This is a genomic window from Sphingobium algorifonticola (genome assembly GCF_004005485.1).
GTDB lineage: Bacteria > Pseudomonadota > Alphaproteobacteria > Sphingomonadales > Sphingomonadaceae > Sphingobium > Sphingobium algorifonticola.
The window spans coordinates 543,712-568,127 of the sequence record NZ_RZUL01000001.1 but is presented as its reverse complement, the minus strand read 5'-3'; the positions used below and the strand labels follow the sequence as shown (position 1 = coordinate 568,127).

Below are 24,416 nucleotides of genomic sequence, written 5' to 3'. Positions count from 1 at the left end.
GATGGACAATCCGTTCGACCTGTCGGGGAAAGTTGCGCTCGTCACCGGCGCGAATACCGGCATCGGCCAGGCAATCGCCGTGGCGCTGGCGGCGGCGGGGGCCGACGTCGCCTGTGCCGGGCGCACCCCGGCGGCCGATACCGCCGCGCAGATTGCGGCCCTGGGGCGAAGCAGCGCCCTGATCGCGGCAGACCTTTCCTCGATAGAGCCTGTCGATCGTGTGGTGCAGGAAACGCACGATAAGCTGGGTGGCCTCGACATCCTCGTCAACAATGCCGGTATCATCCGTCGCGCCGATAGCGTCGACTTCACCGAGGCGGACTGGGACGCAGTCGTCGATACCAATCTCAAGTCGGTTTTCTTCCTCTGCCAGGCGGCGGGTCGCCACATGATAGCGCAGGGCGCCGGCAAGATCATCAACATCGCCTCCATGCTGACCTTTCAGGGCGGCATCCGTGTGCCGAGCTACACGGCCTCCAAAAGCGGCATCGGCGGCCTCACCAAATTGCTCGCGAACGAATGGTCGGCCAAGGGCGTCAATGTGAATGCGATCGCGCCGGGCTATATCGCCACCAACAACACCGCGGCGCTGCAGGCCGACGAAAGCCGCAACCGGCAGATTATGGAGCGGATTCCGGCCGGGCGCTGGGGCAAGCCATCCGATCTTGGCGGCGCTGCGGTTTTTCTGGCATCAGGGGCGTCGGATTATGTCGATGGCCATATCATGGCGGTCGACGGCGGCTGGCTGGCGCGGTAGCGCGCGATAGGGAGGATCATGGCGCATTTTGCGTTTTTCGGCGAATTGCTGGCGCGGCTTTCGCCGCCGGGGCGGGAACTGCTGCGTACGGCCCGCACTCTGGACATCTGCGTCGGCGGGGCGGAGGCGAATGTCGCGGTCGGCCTGGCCAATCTGGGTCATGCGACACGGATGATAAGCTGCGTGCCGGATAATCCGCTGGGCGCCATGGCGGTGGGACTGCTGCGTCGCGAAGCTGTCGACTGTACGCATGTTGCCACGGCGGCGGGCCGCATGGGCCTGTATTTCCTGACGCCCGGCGCAAGCCTTCGGGCGTCCGAAGTGGTCTATGATCGCGCCGACAGCAGTTTCGCGCGCGCGCAGGCGGAGGATTTCGACTGGGATGCGGCACTGGACGGCGTGACGCACCTGCATCTGTCTGGCATCACCCCGGCGCTTGGCAAAGGCTCCGCGCGCGCTGCGGTGGCTGCGGCGCAGGCGGCGCGGTCGAAGGGGATCACCCTGATATTCGACGGCAATTACCGTGCACGCCTGTGGGAGGCATGGGATAGCGATCCGCGCGCGATCCTCACCGAATTGATCGGCATGGCGGACATACTGTTCGGCAATCATCGCGACATCTCGCTGCTGCTTGGCCGCGAACTGCATGGCGACGGACCGGAGCGGCGTCGCGAGGCGGCTGAGGCCGCATTCCAGGCTTTTCCGCAACTCAAGCTGATCGCATCGACCGCGCGCCATGTCGTGGATGCCGACAGCCACCGCATCGCTGCGCGGGTCGACAGCCGCAGCGGCGCGGCGCAGACGCCCGAAGTGCTCGTATCCGGCATTGTCGATCGCATCGGCGGCGGCGATGCCTTTGCGGCCGGTACGCTCCACGGGCTGGTCAGCAGCAATGGCGATATCGAAGCTGCCGCGCGCAGCGGTCTTGCGCTGACCGCGCTCAAGCATTCGTTGCCGGGCGATGCCAGCCTGTTCAGCCAGCAGGACATCGACGCATTTCTGACCGGCGAGATGGATGTCCGGCGCTGATCGGCGCAGCATAATCGCGGGCGGGGTCACGCTGCTCGCGGGGCTGTCCGCCCCGGCCATGGCACGGCGGGCTGATCCGCTGGTCGATACGCGCGCCGGCCGCGTCAGAGGCCGCCGCGAGGGCGGCCTGCTCGTCTTCCGCGGTGTGCGCTACGGTGAGGATACGGCGTCCCGCCGCTTCCGTGCGCCAGAGCCCGTGCGTCCTTGGACTGGCGTTGCGGATGCGACGGCCTTTGCCCCGTCCTGCCCGCAGCGTGCCCGACAAGTCGCGATGAGCGAGGACTGCCTGTTCCTCAACATCTGGACGCCCGGCGCGGACTCGCGCGCGAAGCGGCCGGTGATGGTCTATATTCACGGAGGGGCTTATTCCAACGGCAGCGTGGTCGATCCCCTGACCGATGGCGCACGGCTGGCAACGCATGGCGATGTCGTCGTGGTCACTGTCAATCACCGGCTCAATGCGTTTGGCTATCTGTATCTGGCGCGCAAGGATGCGCGCTTTGCCGACAGCGGTAATGCCGGGCAGCTCGATCTGATTCTGGCGCTGCGCTGGGTCCGCGACAATATCGCGGCTTTCGGCGGCGATCCGGCCAATGTGCTGCTGTTCGGCCAGTCGGGCGGCGGTGCCAAGATCGCGACGATGATGGCGACACCCGCCGCCGACGGCCTGTTCCATCGCGCGATCACGATGAGCGGGCAACAGGTGACGGCATCGGGGCCGATCAACGCCACCCGCCGGACAGACGCCTATCTCGCCAATCTGGGAGTCGCGGACGGTGACTGGGACCGGCTGCTGGCTATGCCGTGGCAGAGGCTGGTGGAAGGGTTGACGGCCGAAGACCCGATCCTGGGCGGTGGCGTCTATTTCGGGCCGGTGCTCGATATGCGCAGCCTGACCCGCCATCCCTTCTGGCCGGATGCGCCGCCGCAGGCGCACCGCATCCCCATGATGCTGGGCAATACGCATGACGAGACGCGCGCCTTCATCGATCCCAAGGGGCCGGTGGTCGCGACACTGGACTGGCGCAATCTTGCTGCGCGGATCGCGCCGGAACTGCGCATGGACCTCTCACCGGAATGGATCGTCGCCCAATATCGCGCGCAGTTTCCGGACTGGAGCGCGGAGCGGATCTTTTATGCGGCGACGACGGCGGGGCGCAGCTGGCCGGGGCAGGTGATCGAGGCAGAGGCGCGCGCACGATCGGGTGCGCCGACGTGGGTCTATCAGGTCGATTTCACGTCCCGTACCAATCCCGAGCGCGGCGCGCCGCACACCATCGATATCCCGTTGAGCTTTGGTACTCTCGGCGCCGAAGGGTCGATCACGGGCACGGATGGGGATGCGCAGGCGGCATCGCGGGCGATGATGGACGCGTTCGTCGGCTTCGCGCGAACAGGCAGAGCCGCTTGGCCGCCATATGATCTGGATCGCCGTGCGACGATGATCTTCGACGCGCAGAGCATGGTGCAGAATGATCCGCGCGGATGGGAACGCGTCCTTTTCGCCCGCGTGCCCTATGTCCAGCCGGGAAGCTGAGGATCAGGGCTTGCTGTCCGGCACTACGGGATAGCTGATGATGAGCGCCAGCGGCGCGCGGCCGGTCTGCCGGATACCGACGCGGGCACCGTTGTAGAGATAGGCCGCCATCCCCGGCCCCAGACGGCGGACCACACCGTCCGACTCCACTTCGCCTTCCCCCGACAGCACATAATAGACTTCATCATGCGCGATCGGATGGACGCCGATCGCGGCACCGACATGCAATATGCGTTTGCGGAACTCCATGGCGCGGGGCTGCGGCACGGCGTCGCTGATGCGATAGGCGGTGCTCATGCCGATCGCGCCATGCGGCGGCGGCTCCTCTCGCGCGACGCTCTTTTCATCGACAACCACCATCGGCGGCGCTGCGGCGAGCAGCATGACGAGCATCGCGCTCATGGCCGCGTCGGCTCACGCATCAACCGGTCCCGGTCCGACAGCCGCTCGGCAATTTCGGCTTTCTGTCCGGGATAGCGCCCGGATTTCGGCTCCATCGTGTCGAGGTTCCAGTCTGCGGCCACGAACGGCGCGCGCGAGGCGGGCATTTTCGGATAGCCGCCGACCGTTTTTTCATCGTCGATGATCGTGCCGCGCCCCTCCGCCACGAAGAACAGAACGCGGATGTCGTCGGCATCGCGATCCCACGGCCGCGCGCCTGCATTGGCAAGAACATGCGTCTCGACATCGCGCACCGGCAATATGTCGAGGCCCGGCCACCAGGTGGGGGGCGTGCGCGTTTCGATCAGCTTCGCCTGCGTCTCGCCATAGCGGCCGAACATGGGCAGGGGCTTGCCGAACCGGTCTACGGCCAGATTGTCTTTGCCGTAGTATTCCAGATCGCCGTCGCCACCCAGCGTCAGGAACGGCAGGCCGGGCGCCGTCGATACCCCCCCGCGCAGGACATTGCCCACCGCCGAAAGCTTGCCGTTCTGATAAGGATAGCCCGCCCATTCCAGCGCCATCAGATTATAGTGCACGGCCCGCTCGCCGGGATTGTAGAGGATGTTGTTGACCAGCGCGGCATGCGCGCCCCCTTTCAGAAGCGGGTTGCGTTCGACATTATGCGCATAGACGTTGCGGTAGATGAGAATGCCGGTGGCATTGTCGTGGATCAGCGTGCCCTTGCTGTGCTCGCCTTTCGGATGGCTGGCATTGGCCAGTCCCTCCGCCGCGATATTGTAGGAAAAGGTGATGTTGTGCGACGTGTTGGCGCGCCATTCCACGGGCGTTTGACCGGTAAAGCGCGGGCCGGATGCCGACATGTTCTCGTCCACGCCCCAGGTGAAGGTGCAATGATCGATCACGATGTCATGGCCCGCCACCGTGGACAGCGCGTCGGCTTCCCAGCCGCTAAGCGGCGGTTGTCCGTCCACGCCGGTCCGTACCCGGATATGCCGCATCACCACGTCATGCGTGGCGATGTCGATGCCGGTGCGGATCAGCGTGATGCCCGGCGAGGGCGCGGTCTGCCCTGCAATGGTCAGATAAGGCTCGGTAATGCGGATGCCGGTGCGGCCCATGTCGATCACCCCGCCGACTTCGAACACGACGATGCGCGGCCCCTTTGCCTCCAGCGCCGCGCGCAAGCTGCCCGGTCCTTCGGCGGCGAGGGTCGTCACCCGGATGATCCGCCCGCCGCGCCCGCCGGGCGTCGTTGCCGCCCATCCAACCGCGCCCGGAAAGGCAGCGGCTTTTTCCGCCTTAGCGGCCGATGCGGCTGCGGCTGACGGCGGGTTGTCCTGCGCCAGGACCGTGGATGACAGCATGGGCGAGACGGTTGCGATAAGCGTGGCGCAGGCGGCGTGCATGACTGCGCGGACGAGATGCGGCATGTCGCAGAATCGACGAGGCTTTTTCATTATTCCGGTTTCCTCTCTTGCAACCCTTCTTGACATCCGGCGCGACTGGCCGCAAGTTTCTTTTGACACCGGTGTCCAAAGATTCATTTTCGTGCCAGCGTGGCTCTCAGAACCGCCGCGGTATGATGCAAAAGGATCGCATTGTCGGGACAATCAGGGCCGGTCTGACAGAGAGGGATGTCTTCATGAACGGATTTTCAACCCAGCCGACTCGCAGCATTTCCGGGCGCTGGCTGCTTGCAGCTTCGATATTTGCCATCGCGACCAGTGCATCGCCTGCACTTGCACAGGCTGATGCCGCTGCCGCCGCGCCTGTGGGCGACGAACCCGAAATCATTGTTACCGGTTTCCGTCAGTCGCTGGGCGCTGCCATCAACCTCAAGCGCGAATCGGTCGGCTCGATCGATGCCATCGTCGCGGAGGATATCGCAAAGTTTCCTGACCAGAACCTCGCCGAGTCGCTGCAACGCATCCCCGGCATCTCGATCCAGCGCGACGGGGGCGAAGGCCGCGCGATCACCGTGCGCGGCCTGGGCGCGCAATTCACCCGCGTGCGCCTGAACGGGCTGGAAACCGTCGCAACATCCTCAGACGGGCAGAGTATCAATCGCGACCGTTCGTTCGACTTCAACGTGTTCGCCTCCGAACTGTTCAGCTCGCTCGTCGTCCACAAGACGGCCGAAGCATCGCTCGACGAAGGATCACTGGGCGCGGTCGTCGATCTCAACACCGGCAATCCGCTGGCGGGCAAATATGGCCTGACGGTCGTCGGTTCGGCGATCGGCAGCTATAACGATCTCAGCAAGAAATGGGGGCCGCGCGGCGCGGGCCTGCTTTCGTGGAAATCGCCGGACGGCACCTTCGGCGTCGCTGTCTCGGCAGCCTATTCTAAGTACAAGACGCTGGAACTGGGCAACAATACGGTTCGCTGGGCGCAGGCGCGCTTCGACAGCGCCAACGGCACGCGCTGCTTCACCGCGCAGAACAGCGGCGGCACCTATATTCCCGGCGCGGCCTGCAATGCCGTCGCGCTCGCCTTTCACCCGCGCATTCCGCGCTATGGCGTGATCGGCCATGATCGCGAGCGGCTCGGCCTGACAGGCAGCGTGCAGTGGGCACCAAGCGACGCCACCAAGATTTCGATCGACGGCTTGTTCTCCCGCTTCAAGGAAATCCGCACCGAAAAATATGCCGAAGTGCTGTTTCGCAGTCTGGAGCGCCCGGTCGACGTCAGCAATTACGTGATCGATGGCAACAACAATCTGATTTCCGGCACATTCAACGACGTGCCCGTCCGCACCGAAAATTACTATCGCAAGTCGAGCACCGATTTCTATCAGCTTGGCGCGACCTGGGATCAGGACGTCACGGACAATTTCCGGTTCACGGCACTGGGCGGCTTTTCGAAGTCCGACGCGAGCATCCCTGTCGAAAGCACGTTCGTCTACGACGATCGCGATGCCCAGGGGTACAGCTATGACTATACGAACATGGAGCGGCCGAAGCTGACATTCGGTACGGACGTCACCAATCCGGCCAATTTCCAGTTGTCCGAAATCCGCGATCGCCCCTCCTCCACGATCAACAAGTTCCGCACCGCACAGCTACGGACCGAATGGGATGTCACCGAAGGCCTCACGGTGAAGGCAGGCGCCATGTATCGCCGCTTCGATTTCGATACCGAAGGTTTCAGCCGCGATACCGTCGTATGCGGCAATGGCGGGGCTGACCGCGTTCTGGGCACGATCACCTGTTCGCCGTCCTCGGCCTTCGGCGCCAGCGCGGTCTACGGCTTTGCGGGCACAGCTGCGCTGTCGGAGCTGGTCAATCTGGGCAAGGCCGGCCAGCCTGCCGGCACCACGACAAGCTGGGTCGTGCCCGACCGCGAGGCGGCCGCGGCCTTTACCAAGCTCTACGATCGCGTGGCGGCGGTCGATCCCGGCAACACCCGCAGCGTGACCGAGGAAGTCACGGGCGGCTATCTCCAGTTCGATGCCAAGGGGGAGATACTGGGCCTGGAATATGCGGCCAATGCGGGCATGCGCTATGCCAAGACCGACCAGAGTTCCAACGGTCTGCTGGCCGGGGTGTCCCGCACAGTCACACGGTCCTATGACGACTGGCTGCCGTCCATGAACATCGCGCTGTTCCCGCATCGCGATGTCGTCATTCGCGGTGCCATTGCAAAGGTCATCACCCGGCCGTCGCTGGGCAGCCTGACGCCGGGCGGGTCGGTCGACGGGTTCAATTACAATATCAGCTTCGGCAATCCCGACCTTCTGCCGTTCCGCGCCACATCCTTCGATCTGGGCGTGGAATATTATTTCGCGCCGCAATCGATCTTCTCGGTCGCGCTGTTCAAGAAAGACGTCGCGAGTTTCCCGATCAGCGATACGACCACGGGAACCTATGCGTCCACCGGCCTGCCGCTGTCGATCATTCCGCCCAGCTCACCGGCGGCCGGCAATCCGGAGGGAAGGCTGTGGAACATCACCCGGCCGATCAACGGGTCCGGTGCCAGCCTGAAGGGTGTCGAGATATCGCTGCAAGCGCCCTTCACATTCCTGCCGGGGTTCCTGTCGCGCTTTGGCGGAATCTTCAATGCCACGTTCGTCCGGTCCAGCGCGACCTACACGACGCCCGGCCCCATATTGAACCCCTGCGCCGGGGCGAACTGTGCCCTTGGGCCCAATGTCGCGGTGACCCGTACTTCGACGCTGTTCGGATTGTCCAAAAAGGCGTTCAACGGCACGCTTTACTATGAGGACAGCAAGTTCAGCGCGCGCGTGTCGGCCAGCTATCGCGGTCCCTATGTCGATGGAACGAGCGGCACCGGCAACGTCTTTGAAGGCTATAATTCGACCGTCAACGTCGATGCCTCCGTGCGGTACAAGCTGACCGACTGGGTCGAAGTCTCGCTGGAAGGGGTCAACCTGACCGACGAATATCGCAGCCGCTACACAGACGTCGATGCCAACCGCAATTATGAGTACAACCATTTCGGGCGCACCATATTGGTCGGTGCGCGGTTCAAGATGTGACGGCCGCGACCTGACTTCAGCTCCCGCGGACCATCGCTGATCCGCGCCTTGGCCAGCCGTCGTCTGCACATGGCGGCTGGCCATTTTTTCGGGAGAGACAAGTGTGATGACGATGGATCGCCGGATGCTGATGACTGCGGGCCTTGGTGCGGCCCTGCTCGAAGGGACGCGCGGGGTGGCACAGACGGCGGCACCGGGTGCGGGCAGCTTTGCCGCGGCGCTGCCGCAGCCGAGCGAGACGATCGACCTGTGGCCGAACGGCGCGCCCGGCGCGCCAGCTGTCCTGCCCGTCGAGGAAGTGAAAGAGCGCAGCACCGACACGGCGGTGAACGATCGTGCGCTGCTGAACATCGCGCGCCCGCGCATGGCGGTGTTCCGCCCCCTCCGCCCCAATGGCGCGGCGATACTGATTACGCCGGGTGGCGGCTACAACTGGGTGGTGATCGACAGGGAAGGCTATGAGCTGGCGGCGCTGCTGGCCGATCAAGGCATTACCGCGTTCGTGCTGTTCTACCGCCTGCCGCATCAGGGCTGGGCAGCGGGGCCGGATGTTGCCTTGTCCGATGCGCAGCGGGCGATACGCCTTATCCGGGCGCGGGCGGCGACCTATGCGATCGACCCGGCGCGTGTCAGCAGCCTGGGCTTTTCGGCGGGCGGCCATCTGTGCGCCGATCTTTCGGTGCGGTTCGACGCACGCACCTATGCGGCGGTGGACAAGGCCGACCGGCTGTCCGCGCGACCATTTCTCTCCGCACCTATCTATCCGGTGGTGTCGATGCGCCTGCCCCATGCCCATGCGGGATCGCGTCGCAACATGCTGGGCGACGCACCGACACCGGAACAGGAAGCGGCGCATTCACCCGACATGAACGTGCCCGCCAATGCGCCGCCGACCTTTCTGATCCATGCCGAGGATGACGGATCGGTGCCGGTGGAAAACAGCCTGCTGCTGCGCGCGGCGCTGCGGGCAAAGGGCGTGCCGGTGGAAACGCATCTCTTCACCCATGGCGGCCATGGCTTCGGCATTCGCCGGGCCATTGGAAAGCCGGTCGCGGCCTGGCCCGACCTGTTCCTGGCCTGGGCACGGACGCAGGGGCTGTTCGGATCATGACGCTGTCCCGCCGGGACGCGATGGCCGCGGCGACGCTGGGCGGGATGGCCCTGGCGGTGCCCTGCCTGGCGACCGGCGGGCAGGCGACGCCGGACTGGCGGCGCGGCAAGGACAATCAGCGGATCGCCGATCTGGGCGACGGCCGCTTTCGCAATCCGGTGATGGCGGGCGACCATCCCGATCCCACCATCCTGAAGGATGGCGACGATTATTACATGACCTTCTCAACCTTCGATGCCTATCCGGGCCTGCTGATCTGGCATTCGCGCGATCTGGTGAACTGGCAGCCGGTCGGCCCGGCGTTGACCAGGCCCATCGGTTCGGTTTGGGCCCCGGAACTGTGCAAGCACGACGGCCGCTATTTCCTCTATATCCCGACCAAGAACCCGACGACCAATTGGGTCATTCATGCCGACCGGATCGAGGGGCCTTGGAGCGACCCGATCGACCTCAAGCTGCCGCATCATATCGACCCGGGCCATGCGGTGGGCGAGGACGGGTCGCGCTGGCTGTTCCTGTCCGGCGGCGATCGCATCCGGCTGCGTGCCGATGGCCTCGCTACCGTCGGGAATGTCGAACATGTCTACGATCCCTGGCGCTATCCCGACACATGGGATGTCGAGGGCTTTTCCCCGGAAGGGCCGAAGATCACCCGGCGCGGAGGCTGGTTCTACCTCATCACCGCGGTCGGCGGCACCGCCGGTCCGCCAACGGGCCATATGGTGATTGCCGCGCGTTCCCGATCGATCCATGGCCCGTGGGAGCATCATCCCGCCAACCCGCTGGTCCGCACGGTGAGCAGCGCGGAACAATGGTGGTCGCGCGGTCACGCGACGCTAGTCGAGGCACCGGACGGACAATGGTGGTCGGTCTACCACGGCTATGAAAAGGACTATTGGACCCTGGGGCGGCAAACCTTGCTCGATCCCGTCGCATGGACGGCAGACGGCTGGTTCCGCATGACCGGCGGCGACCTGTCGCAGCCGATGCCCAAGCCCGGCGGCGGGCGTGCCGTGTCGCATGGCATGGCCCTGTCGGACGATTTTTCGACCCTGGCGCTCGGCACCCGCTGGAACTTCTTCAAGCCGCGCCCGGATGAGGCGACGCGGCTGCGCGTGGCGGGCAAGACGTTGCACTTGCGGGGCGCAGGCACCGCGCCGCGCGACGGATCACCACTTCTGCTGGTCGCGGGCGATCGCCGCTATCGCTTCGAATGCCGGATCACCCTTCCGCCCGGCGGAGTCGCGGGCCTGCTGCTCTTCTACGATCAACAGCTCTATTGCGGGCTGGGATTCGACGGCGAGCGATTCGTGACGCATCAATATGGGCAGGAGCGCGGACGCCCGGCCAATCCCTACGGCCGGTCGCTCAGGATGCGCGTGACCAATGACGGCCATATCGTGTCCTATCATCTGAGCGGCGATGACGGCGCGACCTGGAAACGGTTCGATCGGGGCATGGAAGTGTCGGGTTATCACCACAATGTGCGTGGCGGCTTCCTGATGCTGCGGCCCGGCCTTTATGCGGCGGGCGAAGGCGAGACGCAGTTCAGCGATTTCCGCTATACCGCGCTTTAGCCGGGGAACAGATGCGTCGGCAGGCCAGTGACGCCGCAATCGACTTCGAAGAGCGCGCCGTCATGATCGGACGGCGGCAGGCCCGTCGCCGCCGACGTCACGAACATGCGGTCGAGGCGATCGCCCGCAAATGTGATGTTGGTGACCTGCCGCGCGGGTAGGGCGATCGCCCGGTCCAGCAGGCCATCCGGGTTGAACCGGCTTACCCGTGCGCCACCCCAGTGCGCGACCCACAAATAGCCCTGCGCATCCACTGTCATGCCGTCGGGATAGCCATCGTCTTCGCCAAAGCGGATGAAAGGCACCCGGTCGTGGATGCCGCCGTGCGCGTCGCGGGCAAAGCGATAGATGATCCGCTTCGTTGAGTCTGCATGGTAGAGCCAGTGTCCACAGGGCGAAAAGGCCGGACCATTGGGCACGCCATAGCCGCTGTCCATCGGCCGCCAGCGGCGATCGGCGGTGAAGCGGTAGAGCGCACCGCTGTCCACCTTTTGCGGCATGTCGAGCGTGCCACACCATATCGCGCCGCTGGCGTCGGCTTTGCCGTCGTTCATGCGGTTATCGGGCAGATGCGGTTCGGGATCGCCGATCGGCCGGATGGCGACCGGATCGAGGTCAAGCTCGGCAAAGCCGCTTTTGAAGCCTGCGATGAAGCCGCCTGCTTCCCGCTCGACGACCCAGCCGACCGGCTCGGGCATCGGCCAGCGCATGATCCGGCCATCGGTCAGCGACAGCCGATTGACGGCCGGGTTCTCGATATCCACCCAGTAGACCGCATTGCCGCGCGCCGACCACAACGTGCCCTCGCCGAGAAGGTCGCGTTCGGCGCGCGCCACTTTCGTCCAGAGTGTCACGCGACGGCCTTCCTTTCGCGCCTCAGTGGTTGTCGCGGGGGAGGCCCATGGTCTGCGCGATCCGCTGAAACGTCTCGGCCCCTTCCAATATCGCGCCGCTGCTCAATTGTCCTACCATGCTGCGCTGGATCTGCTGCCAGGGCGTCTGCGAAGGGGGATAGGGATAGCCGCCCTGCGCCTCCAGTGCGCGCCGCCGTTCGGCAAGCTCGTCCGCATCGATCAGCACATCGACCGTGCCCTTGCCCAGATCGACGCGCACCCGGTCACCCGTTCGCAGCAAGGCGAGCCCGCCCATCGCCGCCGCTTCGGGGCTGGCATTGAGGATCGAGGGACTGCCGCTCGTCCCCGACTGCCGTCCGTCGCCGATGCAGGGCAGCGCCGCTATGCCCTCGGTAATCAGATAAGCGGGCGGGCGCATGTTAACCACTTCCGCCGCGCCGGGATAGCCGATCGGCCCTGCGCCACGCATGAACAGCAGGGTTTCGGGCGTGATGCCGACCGCGGGATCATCGATCCGTGCGTGATAATCCTCCGGTCCGTCGAACACCACGGCCGGTCCTTCGAAGGCCTGGGGATCGTCGGGGTTGGACAGGTAACGGGCGCGGAAAGCCGCGTCGATCACACTGGTCTTCATGATGGCGGCGTCGAACAGATTGCCCGAAAGCACCAGAAAGCCGGCGTCCTCGACGATAGGCTCCGAAAACGGCCGAATGACGCGCAGGTCCTCGATCATGGCGTCGCGACAATTGTCGCCGATCGTCTGGCCGTTGACGGTCAGGGCATCCTCATGGATCAGCCCCGCGCCCATGAGCTGCGCCACCACGGCGGGCACACCCCCCGCCCGATAATAATCCTCGCCCAGATATTCGCCGGCCGGTTGCAGGTTGACGAGCAGCGGCACCTTGTGGCCGTAGGTTTCCCAGTCCTTGAGCGGCAGATCGACGCCCATATGCCGGGCGAGCGCGGCAAGATGGATCGGCGCGTTGGTCGATCCGCCGATCGCCGAATTGACCACGATGGCATTGTGAAAGGCGTCCCGCGTCAAAATGTCGGACGGCTTCAGATCCTCATGCACCATCGCCACGATCCGCTTGCCCGTCAGGTAGGCGGCTTCCTGCCGGTCGCGATAGGGCGCCGGGATGACGGCCGATCCCGGCAGCATCATGCCCAGTGCTTCGGCCAGGCTGTTCATCGTCGATGCGGTGCCCATGGTGTTGCAATAGCCCGTCGATGGCGCCGAGGACGCCACCAGCCGGATGAACCCCGCATCGTCGATTTCGCCCGTGGCCAGCATCTGCCGCGCTTTCCATACGATCGTGCCCGATCCGGTGCGTTCGCCTTTGTGCCAGCCGTTCAGCATGGGGCCGACCGACAATGCGATTGCGGGAATGTTGACCGTCGCCGCCGCCATCAGGCAGGCCGGCGTCGTCTTGTCGCAGCCGGTGGTCAGGATGACACCGTCAAGCGGATAGCCATAGAGCGATTCAACGAGTCCCAGATAGGCCAGGTTGCGGTCCAGCGCCGCCGTCGGACGCTTGCCCGTTTCCTGGATGGGGTGGACCGGAAACTCCAGGGCGATGCCGCCCGCCTCGCGAATGCCATCGCGCATCCGCTCCGCCAGCACCATATGATGCCGGTTGCAGGGGCTGAGATCGCTGCCGGTCTGGGCGATGCCGATGATCGGCTTGCCCGACCGCAGTTCGGCCAGGCTGAGACCGAAGTTCAGATAGCGTTCCAGATAGAGCGCCGTCATGTCGACATTGTCGGGATTGTCGAACCAGGCGCGCGATCGCAACCGGGGGGCTTTGGCGGTATGGGTCGTGTCTGTCATGGCTATGTCGCAGGCCTTGGATGGTCAGGGTCGGGGAAAGCGGGATATCGTGACAGGCCGGGGCGGCGCGTCGCAATCCATGCGGGCGGATATAGGGGCGCCGTCGGCAGACGGATCGGCAAAGGCCTGCGCCTTCGGGGCGAGTACATCGGTCCGGTAATTGCACCGAGTAATTCTTGCAACCAATGGACCATCCGTGGTTCCATCGGCGAGCGCGGCGCGAATCGCCGCGTGACCGGCAGCACTTGATGCAATGGCCGGTAACGCGCGCGTCATCATGCCTGGTCTGCCCATTTTACCATGCCGCCTCACCCCCTTGTCGGCGATCATTGACGTCTCTTACGAAACTTTATAGTCCGACAAATCATATCTGTGCAAGCCATGTCTGGCACTGCGCCGTGCTGACCGCTATTGCCGGGCCGATGCAGGATGATGGCGCCGACAATTGCGAATGGCCCAGAGAGCGGCCGACAGGCTGCCATTGTGTGCAATGGGCGATGAACGAGGAAGTGACACATCATGCGGATTTCTGAATGACGATCCGCCATGTTCTCGGCGACTGGGGCACCAGTCGTCTGCGCCTGTTTCTGTTCGCCGACGGCGGCCTGGTCGATCGGCGCGACGGCCCGGGGATCGGCGCGCTCGACCGGCCGGCGCGCACCGTTCTGGCGGAGCATCTGGCCCCCTGGCAACAGGATGGGCCGATCGACACTGTGACCCTGTGCGGCATGGCGGGTGCGCGCGGCGGGCTGGTCGAGGCAGGCTATGTCGCCTGTCCCGCCGGGGTGGAGGCGTGGCGGGGGCAGGCGACCTGGCTGGAGGTCGACGGCAGTCGCATCGCCGTGTTGCCGGGCCTGCGCAGCCCCGCCAGCGCGCCTGTGCCCGACATCATGCGCGGCGAGGAAACACAGATTTTCGGTGCTTTCGCCCTTGATCCCGCACTGGCGCGCGGAGTGCACCGGCTGGTGTTGCCGGGGACGCATAGCAAATGGGTGCGCGTGGAGGATGGGACGGTGCGGGATTTCCGCACCTTTCCGACCGGGGAAGTCTATGCGCTGCTTTCCCGCCGATCGACCTTGGCCGGTCCGCAGACGGCGGCCACCGGAACGGAGGATGATCCCGACGGCTTTGCACACGGCCTTGCGCGCAGCGACGAACCGGTTCTGGGCGCGCTGTTTGAAGCGCGGGCGGGCCAGTTGCTCGACGGTCGGTCGCCGGACTGGGCGCGGGCCTATCTGTCCGGTCTGCTGATCGGCGCGGAAGTGACGGCGCAGGCGCTGGTGGACGACGGGAGTGAAATTGTGCTGATCGGCGATCCGATGCTGTGCGACCGCTATGCACGGGCGCTGGCGGCGCGGGGCCGCCGCAGCCGGACGCTGGATGGCGAGACGACGGTTCTGGCAGGTCTTGCACTGGGGAGAAACACACCATGATGACGATCGACGCCGTGCTGGCGGATGGTGCCCCTCCGGTGATGGCGATCCTGCGCGGTGTCCGCCCGGACGAAGCGGTCGCGATCGGTACGGCGCTGGTCGCAGCGGGAATCCGCCTGATCGAGGTGCCGTTCAACTCGCCTGAGCCAGAGCGGAGCATAAGGGCGCTGGCGCAGGCATTGGGCGACGTCGCGGCAATCGGGGGCGGCACGGTGCTGTCCGCTGAAATGGTCGATACACTTGTGGCTGCGGGCGGCCGCTTCATGGTGTCGCCCAACAGCGATCCCGCCGTGATCGCCTGCGCCTGCGCCCGCGGGCTGGAAGCGATGCCCGGATGCCTCACGCCGACCGAAGCCTTCGCGGCACTGGGTGCGGGGGCGCGGCGGCTGAAGCTGTTTCCCGGGTCGGCGTTCGGCCCAGCCTATATCGGCACCTTGCGCGACGTGCTCCCGGCAGGAACCGGGCTCTGGGCGGTCGGCGGTGTCGGCGCGGCCAATCTGGCGGAATGGCGTGCGCGGGGTATCGACGGGATTGGCGTCGGCGGTGCGCTCTATCGCCCCGGCGACGATGCCGCGACGGTCGGCGCGCGGGCAGCGGCACTGGTCACGGCCTGGCGCGCGGCAGACGGCTAGCCTGCCGCCCAGCCTGTCGCAGCGTCACTCGCGCATGGCACTGTCGCGAATGCGGATCAGCGGGCCGAGGATATAGTCCATGATGGTCTGGCGCCCGGATTTGATGTTCACTTCCGCCGTCATGCCGGGGATCACCGGCTTGCCCCTGCCGAAGCGCGTGGTATCGGCGCGCAGGCGCACGCGGTAGAAGACTTCGCCCTTCGCATCCTGAATGACATCGGGCGAAACATCGACCACCTGCCCGTCGAGACCGCCGTAAATGGCGGAGTCATAGGCGGAAATCTTGATATTGGCGGGCAGCCCGGCCCACACCTGGCCACGATCCTTGGGCGCGATGCGCGCCTCGACCATCACCACCTTGTCCACCGGCACGATCTCGACGATCGGCTCACCGCCGCGAATAACGCCGCCGACGGTCTGGACATAGAGCTTGTTGACGATCCCGGCCATCGGCGCGCGGATTTCCTCGCGCGATTCCTTGTCGGTATAGGCACCCAGCGTTTCGTCGGCCTTGGCCAGTTCCATCCGCAGCCTTGCGGCTTCGGCTTTGGTTTCCTGCACCGATTTGGTCCAAATTTCGCCCTTGCGCGCCGTCGATTCGCTCAGTTGCGCCATCGCCTGCGGGATCTGGCTCTGCACGTCGGCGATGCGCGTCTGGAGCGCCAGCAGCGCGGAGCGTTTCTCAAGCACTTCGCGTTCCGAAATCGCTTCGGCCTGGTAGGCGCGCTCCAGCTTGTCGAGCTGGGTCATCATCAGCGTCTGTTCCTTGCGCAGATTGCCGAGGCGCGATTGCAGCCCCGCGATTTCCGCCCGCCGCGCGCGCGCCTGTTCCGAAATGATGCCGGATTCCTGGCCACGCTGGTTGCGGCTCGAATAGAACAGCGCCTCTTCGGACGCCGCGATTTCGGGCGCCACGCGTGCCAGCTCTTCGGGCACGGTGAAGGATGATGCGCCGCTGACTTCCGCTTCCATGCGGGCGAGCGTGATCTTCTTGGCGATCACGTCCGTCCGGGCGTTCTCGAACTCGGCGATGGTGAACTGGTTACTGACTTTCATCAGTATCTGGCCCTTGCGCACGCGCTGGCCTTCCTGAACGAGCAATTCCTTGACGATCCCGCCTTCGAGATGCTGGACGACCTGGTTCTGCACCGAAGGCAGCACGCGGCCCGCGCCGCGCGTCACCTTGTCCACCTGAAACAGGATCGCCCAGGCGAGGAACGCGACGACGAGAAAGCCGAGCACCTTGAGAACACGGGTCTGGCCATCGGTGCGGACGCGCGCGCTCCAGGGCGCAATGCCGTCGATCGGCGCGCTGGACACTTTCATGTCGCCTGCAAAGGCGGCCGCCAACTCGCGGCTGCTCACCCCTTCATACAGGCTGGCACCGCCGAACGCGCGGATGATTCGATCCCTGATCGCCGTGAAAAACATCGTTGGTCCCCGAATAATCTTCGTCCGCGTTTACCAGTCATTATCCTTAAGAATGTTTAATGATCGCCGTAGAGATGTGGGGACCACAGCATTATGGCATCTTCAGAACAGCTTAGGGGCGCCAGCCTGATGGAGCGGATCGCCGCGTCCGTCGGCATGAAGGCATCGCCTGATTCGCGGACCGAACGCGCGCGCCGCGCCGACCATGCCGCGCGCGCCTGGGCGGGATCGATCGAACCGGCCTCGCTCGTCACCTGCCTTGAACGGCTGAGCGCCTTGTGTGGCAAGCCGACGCCCCGCGACATGCTGATTGCGGCGCTGCCGATGCCCAACGGCTTCATGGACCCGCGGCATGCCCCCATTGCGATGGCGCGGGCCGGTCTCGATGCGCGCTGGGATACGCGCCCGCTCGCCAGCCTGACGCCGCAGGACGTGCCCATGGTGCTTCAGTTGCGCGAAGGCGGATCGGTGCTGCTGGTCGCGCTGTTCGACGATCCCCATGCGACGATCGTCGATGCGACCGGCGAGAAAAATGTGCCTTTGCCGGTGCTGGAGCATCTGGTGAGCGAGGATGTGCTGGTGTGCGGCCATGTCGATCCCGCCAATGGTCTCGATATCGATGACGAACGCAGCTTCGTGCGGCGCAATCCGCGCCTGTGGCTGCTCGGCAGTTTCCTTGGCGAGCGCAAGCGGCTGGGCCAATTGCTTGTCGCGGCTGCGCTGCTCAACCTGTGCGCGCTGGCGATTCCGCTGTACATGCGCGCCATATATGACCGGGTCGTGCCCAATCTGGCGATCGAATCGCTCTGGGCCTTGTCGGCTGGCGTGCTGCTCGTCCTGGTATTCGAGTTTCTGTTCAAGCATGTGCGCGGCGGCTATATCGATGCCGTCGGCGTGCGCGTGGGGCAGGCGATCCAGAACCGGGCGATGAACGCCTTTCTGCACGCGCGCCTGGGGCAAGGCGACCGGAGCGTCGGCGGGCTGATGACGGCGCTGCGCGATGTCGAGGCACTGTCGCTGCTCGTGCCGCAGGCGATCGTCACCTTCCTTGTCGATGTGCCGTTCTTCTTCGGTTATGTCGCGCTCATCATGCTGATCGGCGGCTGGGCCGTTGCCGGTCCGGTCGTGGGCGCGGCGGCCATGGTGCTGGTCGGCATCATTGCGGCTTATGCCCTCAAGCTGTCGAGCAAGCGCGCCTCCAAGCTGATGCACGCGCGCAGCAATCTGGTGGTCGATGTCAGCGAAGGGCTGACGACGATCAAGGCCAATCAGGCCGAACGCCATTTCCTGCGCCAGTGGGACATCGTGTCCGACCATATCGGCATGAGCGCCCGCGTCGCGCGCAAGTGGAACGACCTGCCCACGTCAATGGCCGGCTTTCTGGTGCAGGCGGTGACGGTGATGGTGGTCATCATCGGCGTGTTCCAGATCAAGGCCGGGATCATGACGACCGGCGCGATGATCGCCGTCACCATGTTGACGGGCCGGGCAATGGTGCCGGTGTCTGCGGCCATTTCCATCGTGTCGAAAGGCTATCAGAGCCTGTCGCAGTTCGCCGCGCTGTCCCGCATCCTCGGGTCCGAACCGGAGCGCGAAATATCCGATCCCGCTGTCAAGACGCGCGCGATCAAGGGTGATATCCGCTTGCAGAACGTCGTCTTTTCGCATGCGGAAGCGGCGACGCCCAGCCTGAAGGATATCAGCCTGTCGATCCAGCCGGGCGAAAAGATCGCGCTTATCGGCCGGTCGGGATCGGGCAAATCATCGCTGTTGCAGATGATCGCGGGGCTGCATCAGCCGCAGGGCGGGACCATCACCGTCGACGGCAATGCCATCGACCAATATGCCGCAAGTCATCTGCGGCACAGCATCTGCTATTCGGCCCAGGACGCGACGGTGTTCAACACGTCGATCTGGGCCAATATCCTGCTTGGCCTGCCCGAGCCGGATGCCGACGTCGTGGAGCGTGCCATCGCCGCATCGGGCCTGGACCGGTTCGTCAGCCGCAGCGTGGAAGGCTATGGCCGTAATGTCGGCGCCAACGGCGTCAAGCTTTCGGGCGGGCAACGGCAATCGGTCATCCTGGCGCGCGCCCTGCTGCGCGATCCGCCCGTCCTGCTGCTCGACGAGCCGACGGCGGCGATGGACATCAACAGCGAGCAGGCCGTCATCGAGGGACTGCGCGATGTCGCGAAGGATCGCACCCTTGTGATCGCGACGCACCGCATGGCGCTGCTCGATCTGGTCGATCGCGTCATCTGGCTGGAAGACGGCAAGGTTTTCGCCGACCGGCCGCGCGCCGAAATCCTCATGATGATGCGCAACCAGCAGGCAGCGGCGCGCGCGGCATGATCGGGGTGGCTTAGACTTTATTAAGGTTAATTCGCTACCAACCATCAACTGAACGGTCCGTGCCTGTGCTGCACGGCGACAAGACGGGGAAAATACGTGGCCGGCGCTTCAGCAGAAGGGGAAGTCAATCACTGGCCGGCATTCGTCGACGTGCTGACGACCGTCATCATGGTCGTCACCTTCCTGCTCGTCATCATGAGCGCGGCGGTGATGGTCCTCTCCCAGCGGACCTTGCAGGCGTTCAAGGCGCAGATCGAGGCGAAGCAGAACCCCGACAGTGCCAAAAACGGCGCGAAGACCACGCTCGCCGACCAGACGCCCGCCCCGCAGGTGAAGGCCGAAGCGGGGTCATCGACGGCCGAGCTGGGCAACATTCTGCGCAGCGAAACGCCCGTGAACGGCAGCGAACAGCTCACCATCCGTACGCGCGAGACGCCCGATACGCTCAAGCTTCAGGTCAAGGCCATGGAAGAGGCCGACAACACGAAGGGCGTGGAGGTGAAGACCGCCGACGTGCTGCTGCGCGTCAACTTCGAACCGATGGCCATCCGCTACAATGACGAGGCGACGCAGCAGGTCGTGGACTTCCTCAAGTCCCGCCAGGCACCGGGCATGAAATATGAAATCTGGTCGTTCGCGCCGCAGACCTCCTCGATATCGGAGGCACAGCGCCTCGCCTTCTATCGCGCCGCGATGACGCGCAACCTTCTGGTGCGCGCCGGGATCAAGCCGGCCGACATCTATACCCAGATCCGCGTTGCGGACGGTGCCTCGAAAGACGGACACAATGTCCGTGTCGTCCTGAAACCCTGATGCCCGTTAGCCACCAGCGAAAGACTCTCTGACGATGGAACAGAAAATCCGGTCCGAATTGCTGAAGATGACGGTGGTCATGCTGGTCCTGCTGGGCCTGGGCATCTATGCGCACCAGTTCGTCATCGCAGGCATCCAGGCGAAGGTCGCGCTGAACCTGTCGATCTTCGCGGTGTTCTTCCTGGCGGCGGGCATTGCCTTTCGCCATGTCCTCAACCTGCGCAACGAAGTGCTGGCGCTCAAGGCGCTGAAGGTCGATTATGGTGACCGTTCGCGCCGCCCGCTGGATCCCTACAAGCATCCCGCCGTCGTGTTCCAGGAACCCGAACTGCTGGGGCAGGGCTATCGCCTGATCACCGAGGAGCTGAACAAGCAGGACGGCCTCCAGATTTCCAATGCGACCGTGCAGGTGCTGCTGCACGATGTCGATCAGCGCATCAACGATCGCAAATCGACCCTCATCTATTTCTCCGGCCTCATGGTGTTTCTGGGGCTGCTCGGCGCGTTCATGGGCCTGATGAAGACGGTGCAGTCGGTCGGCGATCTGATCGGCGGCATGGACGTTTCCGGCGCGGCCGGAACCGACAGTTTCGGTAAGCTGATCGAAGGGATGAAGGCACCGCTGAACGGCATGTCCGTCGGCTTCTCCTCATCGCTGTTCGGCCTGATGACGTCGATGGTGCTGGGTGCGCTCGAACGCTTCATGACGAGCGCGATGAAAACGCTTCGCAACGAGTTCGAGCATTGGCTGTCAAACCTCGCGGCGCTGGAAAGCAGCCAGGGCGAGGCCGCGCATCGCGATGCCGCCGACATGAGCGGCGTCGTCAAGGCGCTGGAAACCGGCGGCAAGCAGCTGCGCGATCTGCGCGACGCGGTGGCCGGCGGCGCGAGCATCAACGCCGATGCGCAGCGGTCTATCGCGACGATGGCCGATGCCGTCACCAGCCTTTCCCAGTCGGTCAAGACCGTCACGGACCCGACACCGATGCTGAAGCCGATCGCCGATGTGGTGGCGGAGCTGGCGCGCAACCAGACGATGATGGTCGGCCAGTTCCAGGGGCTTTACGACATGGCAGAGCGCGACCGCGCCACCATTCGCCACATGCTCGAACGGATGAACGCCGGGATCGACCGGCAGGGCGGCATGAATGGCCCGCAGATGCACGAACAGCTCGACCGCATGGTCGCGCTGCAATCCGAATTGCTCGCCGTCACGGCCGATACGCCACCCGTCACTACCCTTGCACAGGCACCCGCGCGACCCGGTCTGTTCGGGCGCTTGTTCGGCGACCGTGCGACGGCGGACGCGCGGCGCGAGCGCAAGAAGCTGCGGGCCGAAGTGCGCGACGTGGTGCTTGCCCAGCGCAAGTTCGCGCGCGCCGTCGAACAGGCGCTGGGGGATTCGATCGGCAAGATCGAGGCGGGTCGCCGCAGCGATCATGGCATGCTGGCCGACATGGTGGCGCGCAACGACCGCAACCAGGCGCGCGTCGATGCGCTGCTCGAACGGCTTAACGGCCTTGCAGGCGACGAGGCGCAGGGCAAGGACAGTCTCGACATGGCTGCGGGCCTGCACGGCGCGCGGCTTGAGCTGGAAGTGCTGCGTCGACGGATGCATCTGTCGGAGGAAGCGGCCGAGCCGTCCGACGGCAGCGCAACGGCCGACCACAGCACGCAACAGTCACCCCAATCGCAAAGCAAGGCAGGCTGAGCCGTCGGCTCGGACAGGAACAGGAAAGCACGACCATGGCCCTTTCATTGCGCCGCCTTTTCGCACCCAAGCAGACGTTCAGTCGCTCCGCCGCGCGCTATGCCTGCAAGCTGGAGGGATCGCTGATTGTCATTGATCGCATGGCAACGTTCGACGGGCGAGTGATCGACATTTCGAGCGGCGGCGCGATGTTCCGTCCTCGCCTCGCCTATCTGATGGACCGGCGCGACGTGCCGGTGTGCCTTACGGTCGGAACGCATGAAGTGTTCGGACGGATCATGAGCACCAGTCCCAAGGGTTTTGGCCTGCGCTTCGACGAGCCGATCGAGGAAGCCGAACTGATGGCAATGCTGGCCACCGGCGAGCAGGACGCTCCGGCACCCGTGCTGGCCGACTGACGCGATCGCGCGCGGCGGGCCTTACTCCGGGTCGAACACCGACCAGCCCGTGCGCTGCACCAGCCGCTCCAGCGCCAGTGTGCCGAGCTGCGAATTGCCGCGCGCATTGAGGCCCGGTGACCAGACCGCGATGGAGGCGATGCCCGGCGCGACCGCCAATATGCCGCCGCCGACGCCGGACTTGCCGGGCAGGCCCACCCGGAAGGCGAACTCGCCCGATCCGTCATAATGGCCGCAGGTCATCATCAGCGCGTTGATGCGCCGTGCCCGCTGGCGCGAGACGATCGTCCGCCCCGTTTCTGGATTGACGCCGCCGTGCATCAGATAGCGCCCGGCCAGGGCCAGTTGTCGGCAGCTCATCGCCAGCGCGCACTGGTGGAAATAGATGCCCAGCGTCCGTTCGACTGGATGATGGATGTTGCCGAACGCGCGCATATATTGGGCGAGCGCCATGTTGCGATAGCCGGTGTCGGCCTCCGCCTGCGCCACCACATTGTCGATGACAATGCTTTCGTCGCCCGCAAGACCACGCACGAATCGCAGGATTTCGCCGATCGTCTCGCCCGGTTCATGGCGGCCGAGCAACAGATCCGATACCACGATCGCTCCTGCGTTGATGAACGGATTGCGCGGAATGCCCTGTTCCGTTTCAAGCTGGACGATCGAGTTGAAGGCGCTGCCTGAAGGTTCGCGGCCTACCCGTTTCCACAGCGCGTCGCCGACCATGCCGAGCGCGAGCGTCAGGCCGAACACCTTCGACACGCTCTGGATCGAAAAGGGCATGTCGCCGTCGCCCGCGACATGGGTCGTCCCGTCCGCCTCCACCACCGCCATGCCGAATCGGGACGGGGAAACGCAGGCGAGCGGCGGAATATAGTCGGCGACGGTGCCGCGATCGGGCGCATCGGCCATTTCCGCGGCGATGTCGGCCACGATGGTGGGTAGTGTGCCGTTCATGCCCTGTCCTGCCTCCCCGCCCTGCCTGCCCTTTCGTGGCTGCGCCGGGCTTGCGTCCGCCCTCCTGTGTCAGCATTATGCCGCGATGCGCACGATTTCCAGCGATGTCACCGTCCGCCTCTATTATCTGGATGAGGGGGATGGCGCGGCGGCGTCCACGCTGGCTTATGCGCCGCTCAGCCAGGCGCTCGCGCTGGCGGCGGCGCAGCCTGAGGCCGTGCAGGCGGGTCTGTTCGTCCAGACGGACAATGATGTCATTGCCTATCTCGATCTGATCGCGGAATAAGGAGTATGGCGATGACGGACCAAAGCGATCGGATCACCTTGACTGTGGATGGCGGCATAGCCGATCTGCGGCTCAACCGGCCCGACAAGATGAACGCATTTGACGGAGCACAGTTTCTGGCGCTGTCGGCGCGCATCACCGAAATCGCGGCGCGGCGCGACATTCGTTGCGTCGTGCTGTCGGGCGAAGGGCGGGCGTTCAGCGTCGGCGTCGATCTTCAGGCGCTGGCCGGTGCCGCCGAACTGCGCGACCTGATGCCGCGCACCCATGGGCAGGCCAATCTGTTCCAGCATTGCGCCTGGGGCTTGCGCGCCTTGCCCATGCCGGTGATCGCGGCGGTGCATGGCTATGCCTTCGGCGCCGGCTGTCAGGTGATGCTGGGCGCGGACATACGCATCGCCCGCCCCGACATGGAATGCGCGATGATGGAAATCCGCTGGGGCATTGTGCCGGACATGGGCGGCATCGCCCTGCTGCGCGATCTGGTGCGCGGCGATGTCGCGCGTGAGATGATATTCACGGGGCGACGGATCAGCGGGACGGAGGCTGCCGCGCTGGGGCTGGTGACGCAGCTTGCCGACGATCCGTTCGAACGGGCGATGGCGATAGCGCGCGGGATCGCGGCTTCCAGCCCTGACGCCATTCGCGCGGCCAAGCGCCTGCTCGATCTGCCGCGCGGGGCGGAGGATGCAACGATACTGCTGGAGGAATCGCGCGAACAGGCCGCGCTGATGCGTTCGGCCAATCACCGCGAGGCGCTGGCGGCGGGCCTCGAAAAACGCGCGCCGCACTTCGCGGACTGAC

21 protein-coding genes are annotated in these 24,416 nt (G+C 65.1%); 15 read left to right on the top strand and 6 right to left on the bottom strand.

What is annotated here, in order from left to right:
• Position 1 precedes the first annotated feature (1 nt).
• From kduD to ENE74_RS02840, 3 genes are read left to right on the top strand one after another with little or no spacing between them, the layout of a single operon-like run.
• Positions 2 to 757 (top strand): 2-dehydro-3-deoxy-D-gluconate 5-dehydrogenase KduD, encoded by a 756-nt coding sequence (kduD, locus tag ENE74_RS02850; RefSeq protein WP_127689114.1) that lies wholly within the window; start codon positions 2 to 4, stop codon positions 755 to 757.
• An 18-nt stretch (positions 758 to 775) separates the two neighbouring features.
• A complete protein-coding gene (locus tag ENE74_RS02845; RefSeq protein WP_127689113.1) occupies positions 776 to 1,786 on the top strand; it encodes a sugar kinase in 1,011 nt (336 codons plus the stop codon).
• On the top strand, positions 1,773 to 3,323 hold the full coding sequence (locus ENE74_RS02840) for a carboxylesterase/lipase family protein (protein ID WP_127689112.1): 1,551 nt from the start codon (positions 1,773 to 1,775) through the stop codon (positions 3,321 to 3,323). The genes ENE74_RS02845 and ENE74_RS02840 overlap by 14 nt, the downstream gene beginning before the upstream one ends.
• A gap of 3 nt (positions 3,324 to 3,326) precedes the next feature.
• Here the strand turns inward: ENE74_RS02840 and ENE74_RS02835 are convergent, their stop codons facing one another.
• Entirely contained in the window at positions 3,327 to 3,725 is a 399-nt protein-coding gene (locus ENE74_RS02835; protein WP_127689111.1) for a cupin domain-containing protein, read from the bottom strand.
• Positions 3,722 to 5,185, bottom strand: a complete 1,464-nt coding sequence (locus ENE74_RS02830) for a pectate lyase family protein (RefSeq protein WP_241241785.1) — start codon at positions 5,183 to 5,185, stop codon at positions 3,722 to 3,724. Before ENE74_RS02830 ends, ENE74_RS02835 begins: the two co-directional genes overlap by 4 nt.
• A 185-nt stretch (positions 5,186 to 5,370) precedes the next feature.
• Here ENE74_RS02830 and ENE74_RS02825 point away from each other — a divergent pair, with 185 nt between their 5' ends.
• The 3 genes from ENE74_RS02825 (at position 5,371) to ENE74_RS02815 (ending at position 10,914) form a co-directional block, all read left to right on the top strand.
• On the top strand, positions 5,371 to 8,226 hold the full coding sequence (locus ENE74_RS02825; protein WP_127689110.1) for a TonB-dependent receptor: 2,856 nt from the start codon (positions 5,371 to 5,373) through the stop codon (positions 8,224 to 8,226).
• A gap of 106 nt (positions 8,227 to 8,332) precedes the next feature.
• Positions 8,333 to 9,337, top strand: a complete 1,005-nt coding sequence (locus tag ENE74_RS02820; protein WP_127689109.1) for an alpha/beta hydrolase — start codon at positions 8,333 to 8,335, stop codon at positions 9,335 to 9,337.
• A complete protein-coding gene (locus ENE74_RS02815; protein WP_127689108.1) occupies positions 9,334 to 10,914 on the top strand; it encodes a family 43 glycosylhydrolase in 1,581 nt (526 codons plus the stop codon). Before ENE74_RS02820 ends, ENE74_RS02815 begins: the two co-directional genes overlap by 4 nt.
• On the opposite strand, the gene ENE74_RS02810 is transcribed toward ENE74_RS02815, so the two are convergent.
• Complete coding sequence (locus ENE74_RS02810; RefSeq protein ID WP_127689107.1) at positions 10,911 to 11,768, bottom strand: SMP-30/gluconolactonase/LRE family protein; 858 nt, start codon at positions 11,766 to 11,768, stop codon at positions 10,911 to 10,913. The two genes, ENE74_RS02815 and ENE74_RS02810, sit on opposite strands and share 4 nt — an antisense overlap.
• A gap of 22 nt (positions 11,769 to 11,790) precedes the next feature.
• On the bottom strand, positions 11,791 to 13,599 hold the full coding sequence (locus ENE74_RS02805) for an IlvD/Edd family dehydratase (RefSeq protein ID WP_127689106.1): 1,809 nt from the start codon (positions 13,597 to 13,599) through the stop codon (positions 11,791 to 11,793).
• A 398-nt stretch (positions 13,600 to 13,997) separates the two neighbouring features.
• Here ENE74_RS02805 and ENE74_RS18620 point away from each other — a divergent pair, with 398 nt between their 5' ends.
• The 3 genes from ENE74_RS18620 to ENE74_RS02790 are packed head-to-tail and all read left to right on the top strand — an operon-like array spanning position 13,998 to position 15,664.
• Entirely contained in the window at positions 13,998 to 14,132 is a 135-nt protein-coding gene (locus ENE74_RS18620; RefSeq protein WP_277601347.1) for a hypothetical protein, read from the top strand.
• A complete protein-coding gene (locus ENE74_RS02795; RefSeq protein WP_127689104.1) occupies positions 14,133 to 15,032 on the top strand; it encodes a 2-dehydro-3-deoxygalactonokinase in 900 nt (299 codons plus the stop codon).
• Complete coding sequence (locus tag ENE74_RS02790) at positions 15,032 to 15,664, top strand: 2-dehydro-3-deoxy-6-phosphogalactonate aldolase (protein ID WP_127689535.1); 633 nt, start codon at positions 15,032 to 15,034, stop codon at positions 15,662 to 15,664. The genes ENE74_RS02795 and ENE74_RS02790 overlap by 1 nt, the downstream gene beginning before the upstream one ends.
• A gap of 24 nt (positions 15,665 to 15,688) precedes the next feature.
• Here ENE74_RS02790 and ENE74_RS02785 read toward each other — a convergent pair whose 3' ends face one another.
• Positions 15,689 to 17,095, bottom strand: coding sequence for an HlyD family type I secretion periplasmic adaptor subunit (locus tag ENE74_RS02785; protein WP_127689103.1), 1,407 nt, complete (start codon positions 17,093 to 17,095; stop codon positions 15,689 to 15,691).
• A 93-nt stretch (positions 17,096 to 17,188) separates the two neighbouring features.
• Between ENE74_RS02785 and ENE74_RS02780 the strand changes: the two genes are divergently transcribed.
• From ENE74_RS02780 to ENE74_RS02765, 4 genes are all read left to right on the top strand, one after another.
• Complete coding sequence (locus ENE74_RS02780; RefSeq protein ID WP_127689102.1) at positions 17,189 to 19,447, top strand: ATP-binding cassette domain-containing protein; 2,259 nt, start codon at positions 17,189 to 17,191, stop codon at positions 19,445 to 19,447.
• Positions 19,448 to 19,543: 96 nt separating this feature from the next.
• Positions 19,544 to 20,260, top strand: a complete 717-nt coding sequence (locus tag ENE74_RS02775) for a hypothetical protein (RefSeq protein ID WP_127689101.1) — start codon at positions 19,544 to 19,546, stop codon at positions 20,258 to 20,260.
• Between the two features lie 34 nt (positions 20,261 to 20,294).
• Positions 20,295 to 21,971 (top strand): hypothetical protein, encoded by a 1,677-nt coding sequence (locus tag ENE74_RS02770; RefSeq protein ID WP_127689100.1) that lies wholly within the window; start codon positions 20,295 to 20,297, stop codon positions 21,969 to 21,971.
• Between the two features lie 35 nt (positions 21,972 to 22,006).
• Entirely contained in the window at positions 22,007 to 22,369 is a 363-nt protein-coding gene (locus ENE74_RS02765; RefSeq protein WP_127689099.1) for a PilZ domain-containing protein, read from the top strand.
• 21 nt (positions 22,370 to 22,390) lie between these two features.
• On the opposite strand, the gene ENE74_RS02760 is transcribed toward ENE74_RS02765, so the two are convergent.
• Positions 22,391 to 23,326 carry a glutaminase gene (locus ENE74_RS02760; RefSeq protein ID WP_127689098.1) on the bottom strand — a complete coding sequence of 312 codons (936 nt, stop codon included), beginning with the start codon at positions 23,324 to 23,326 and terminating at the stop codon, positions 22,391 to 22,393.
• Positions 23,327 to 23,411: 85 nt separating this feature from the next.
• Between ENE74_RS02760 and ENE74_RS02755 the strand changes: the two genes are divergently transcribed.
• On the top strand, positions 23,412 to 23,612 hold the full coding sequence (locus ENE74_RS02755) for a hypothetical protein (RefSeq protein WP_127689097.1): 201 nt from the start codon (positions 23,412 to 23,414) through the stop codon (positions 23,610 to 23,612).
• An 11-nt stretch (positions 23,613 to 23,623) separates the two neighbouring features.
• Positions 23,624 to 24,415: a crotonase/enoyl-CoA hydratase family protein gene (locus ENE74_RS02750; protein ID WP_127689096.1), complete on the top strand. Its 792-nt coding sequence runs from the start codon at positions 23,624 to 23,626 to the stop codon at positions 24,413 to 24,415.
• Position 24,416 lies beyond the last annotated feature (1 nt).

What these genes read in the sequence shown, in the direction of transcription:
- kduD (WP_127689114.1), top strand. Translation starts at nt 2, where the DNA reads ATGGACAATCCGTTCGACCTGTCGGGGAAAGTTGCGCTCGTCACCGGC.
- ENE74_RS02845 (WP_127689113.1), top strand. Translation starts at nt 776, where the DNA reads ATGGCGCATTTTGCGTTTTTCGGCGAATTGCTGGCGCGGCTTTCGCCG.
- ENE74_RS02840 (WP_127689112.1), top strand. Translation starts at nt 1,773, where the DNA reads ATGTCCGGCGCTGATCGGCGCAGCATAATCGCGGGCGGGGTCACGCTG.
- ENE74_RS02835 (WP_127689111.1), bottom strand. Translation starts at nt 3,725, where the DNA reads ATGAGCGCGATGCTCGTCATGCTGCTCGCCGCAGCGCCGCCGATGGTG.
- ENE74_RS02830 (WP_241241785.1), bottom strand. Translation starts at nt 5,185, where the DNA reads ATGAAAAAGCCTCGTCGATTCTGCGACATGCCGCATCTCGTCCGCGCA.
- ENE74_RS02825 (WP_127689110.1), top strand. Translation starts at nt 5,371, where the DNA reads ATGAACGGATTTTCAACCCAGCCGACTCGCAGCATTTCCGGGCGCTGG.
- ENE74_RS02820 (WP_127689109.1), top strand. Translation starts at nt 8,333, where the DNA reads ATGACGATGGATCGCCGGATGCTGATGACTGCGGGCCTTGGTGCGGCC.
- ENE74_RS02815 (WP_127689108.1), top strand. Translation starts at nt 9,334, where the DNA reads ATGACGCTGTCCCGCCGGGACGCGATGGCCGCGGCGACGCTGGGCGGG.
- ENE74_RS02805 (WP_127689106.1), bottom strand. Translation starts at nt 13,599, where the DNA reads ATGACAGACACGACCCATACCGCCAAAGCCCCCCGGTTGCGATCGCGC.
- ENE74_RS02795 (WP_127689104.1), top strand. Translation starts at nt 14,133, where the DNA reads ATGACGATCCGCCATGTTCTCGGCGACTGGGGCACCAGTCGTCTGCGC.
- ENE74_RS02790 (WP_127689535.1), top strand. Translation starts at nt 15,032, where the DNA reads ATGACGATCGACGCCGTGCTGGCGGATGGTGCCCCTCCGGTGATGGCG.
- ENE74_RS02785 (WP_127689103.1), bottom strand. Translation starts at nt 17,095, where the DNA reads ATGTTTTTCACGGCGATCAGGGATCGAATCATCCGCGCGTTCGGCGGT.
- ENE74_RS02780 (WP_127689102.1), top strand. Translation starts at nt 17,189, where the DNA reads ATGGCATCTTCAGAACAGCTTAGGGGCGCCAGCCTGATGGAGCGGATC.
- ENE74_RS02770 (WP_127689100.1), top strand. Translation starts at nt 20,295, where the DNA reads ATGGAACAGAAAATCCGGTCCGAATTGCTGAAGATGACGGTGGTCATG.
- ENE74_RS02765 (WP_127689099.1), top strand. Translation starts at nt 22,007, where the DNA reads ATGGCCCTTTCATTGCGCCGCCTTTTCGCACCCAAGCAGACGTTCAGT.
- ENE74_RS02760 (WP_127689098.1), bottom strand. Translation starts at nt 23,326, where the DNA reads ATGAACGGCACACTACCCACCATCGTGGCCGACATCGCCGCGGAAATG.
- ENE74_RS02755 (WP_127689097.1), top strand. Translation starts at nt 23,412, where the DNA reads ATGCGCACGATTTCCAGCGATGTCACCGTCCGCCTCTATTATCTGGAT.
- ENE74_RS02750 (WP_127689096.1), top strand. Translation starts at nt 23,624, where the DNA reads ATGACGGACCAAAGCGATCGGATCACCTTGACTGTGGATGGCGGCATA.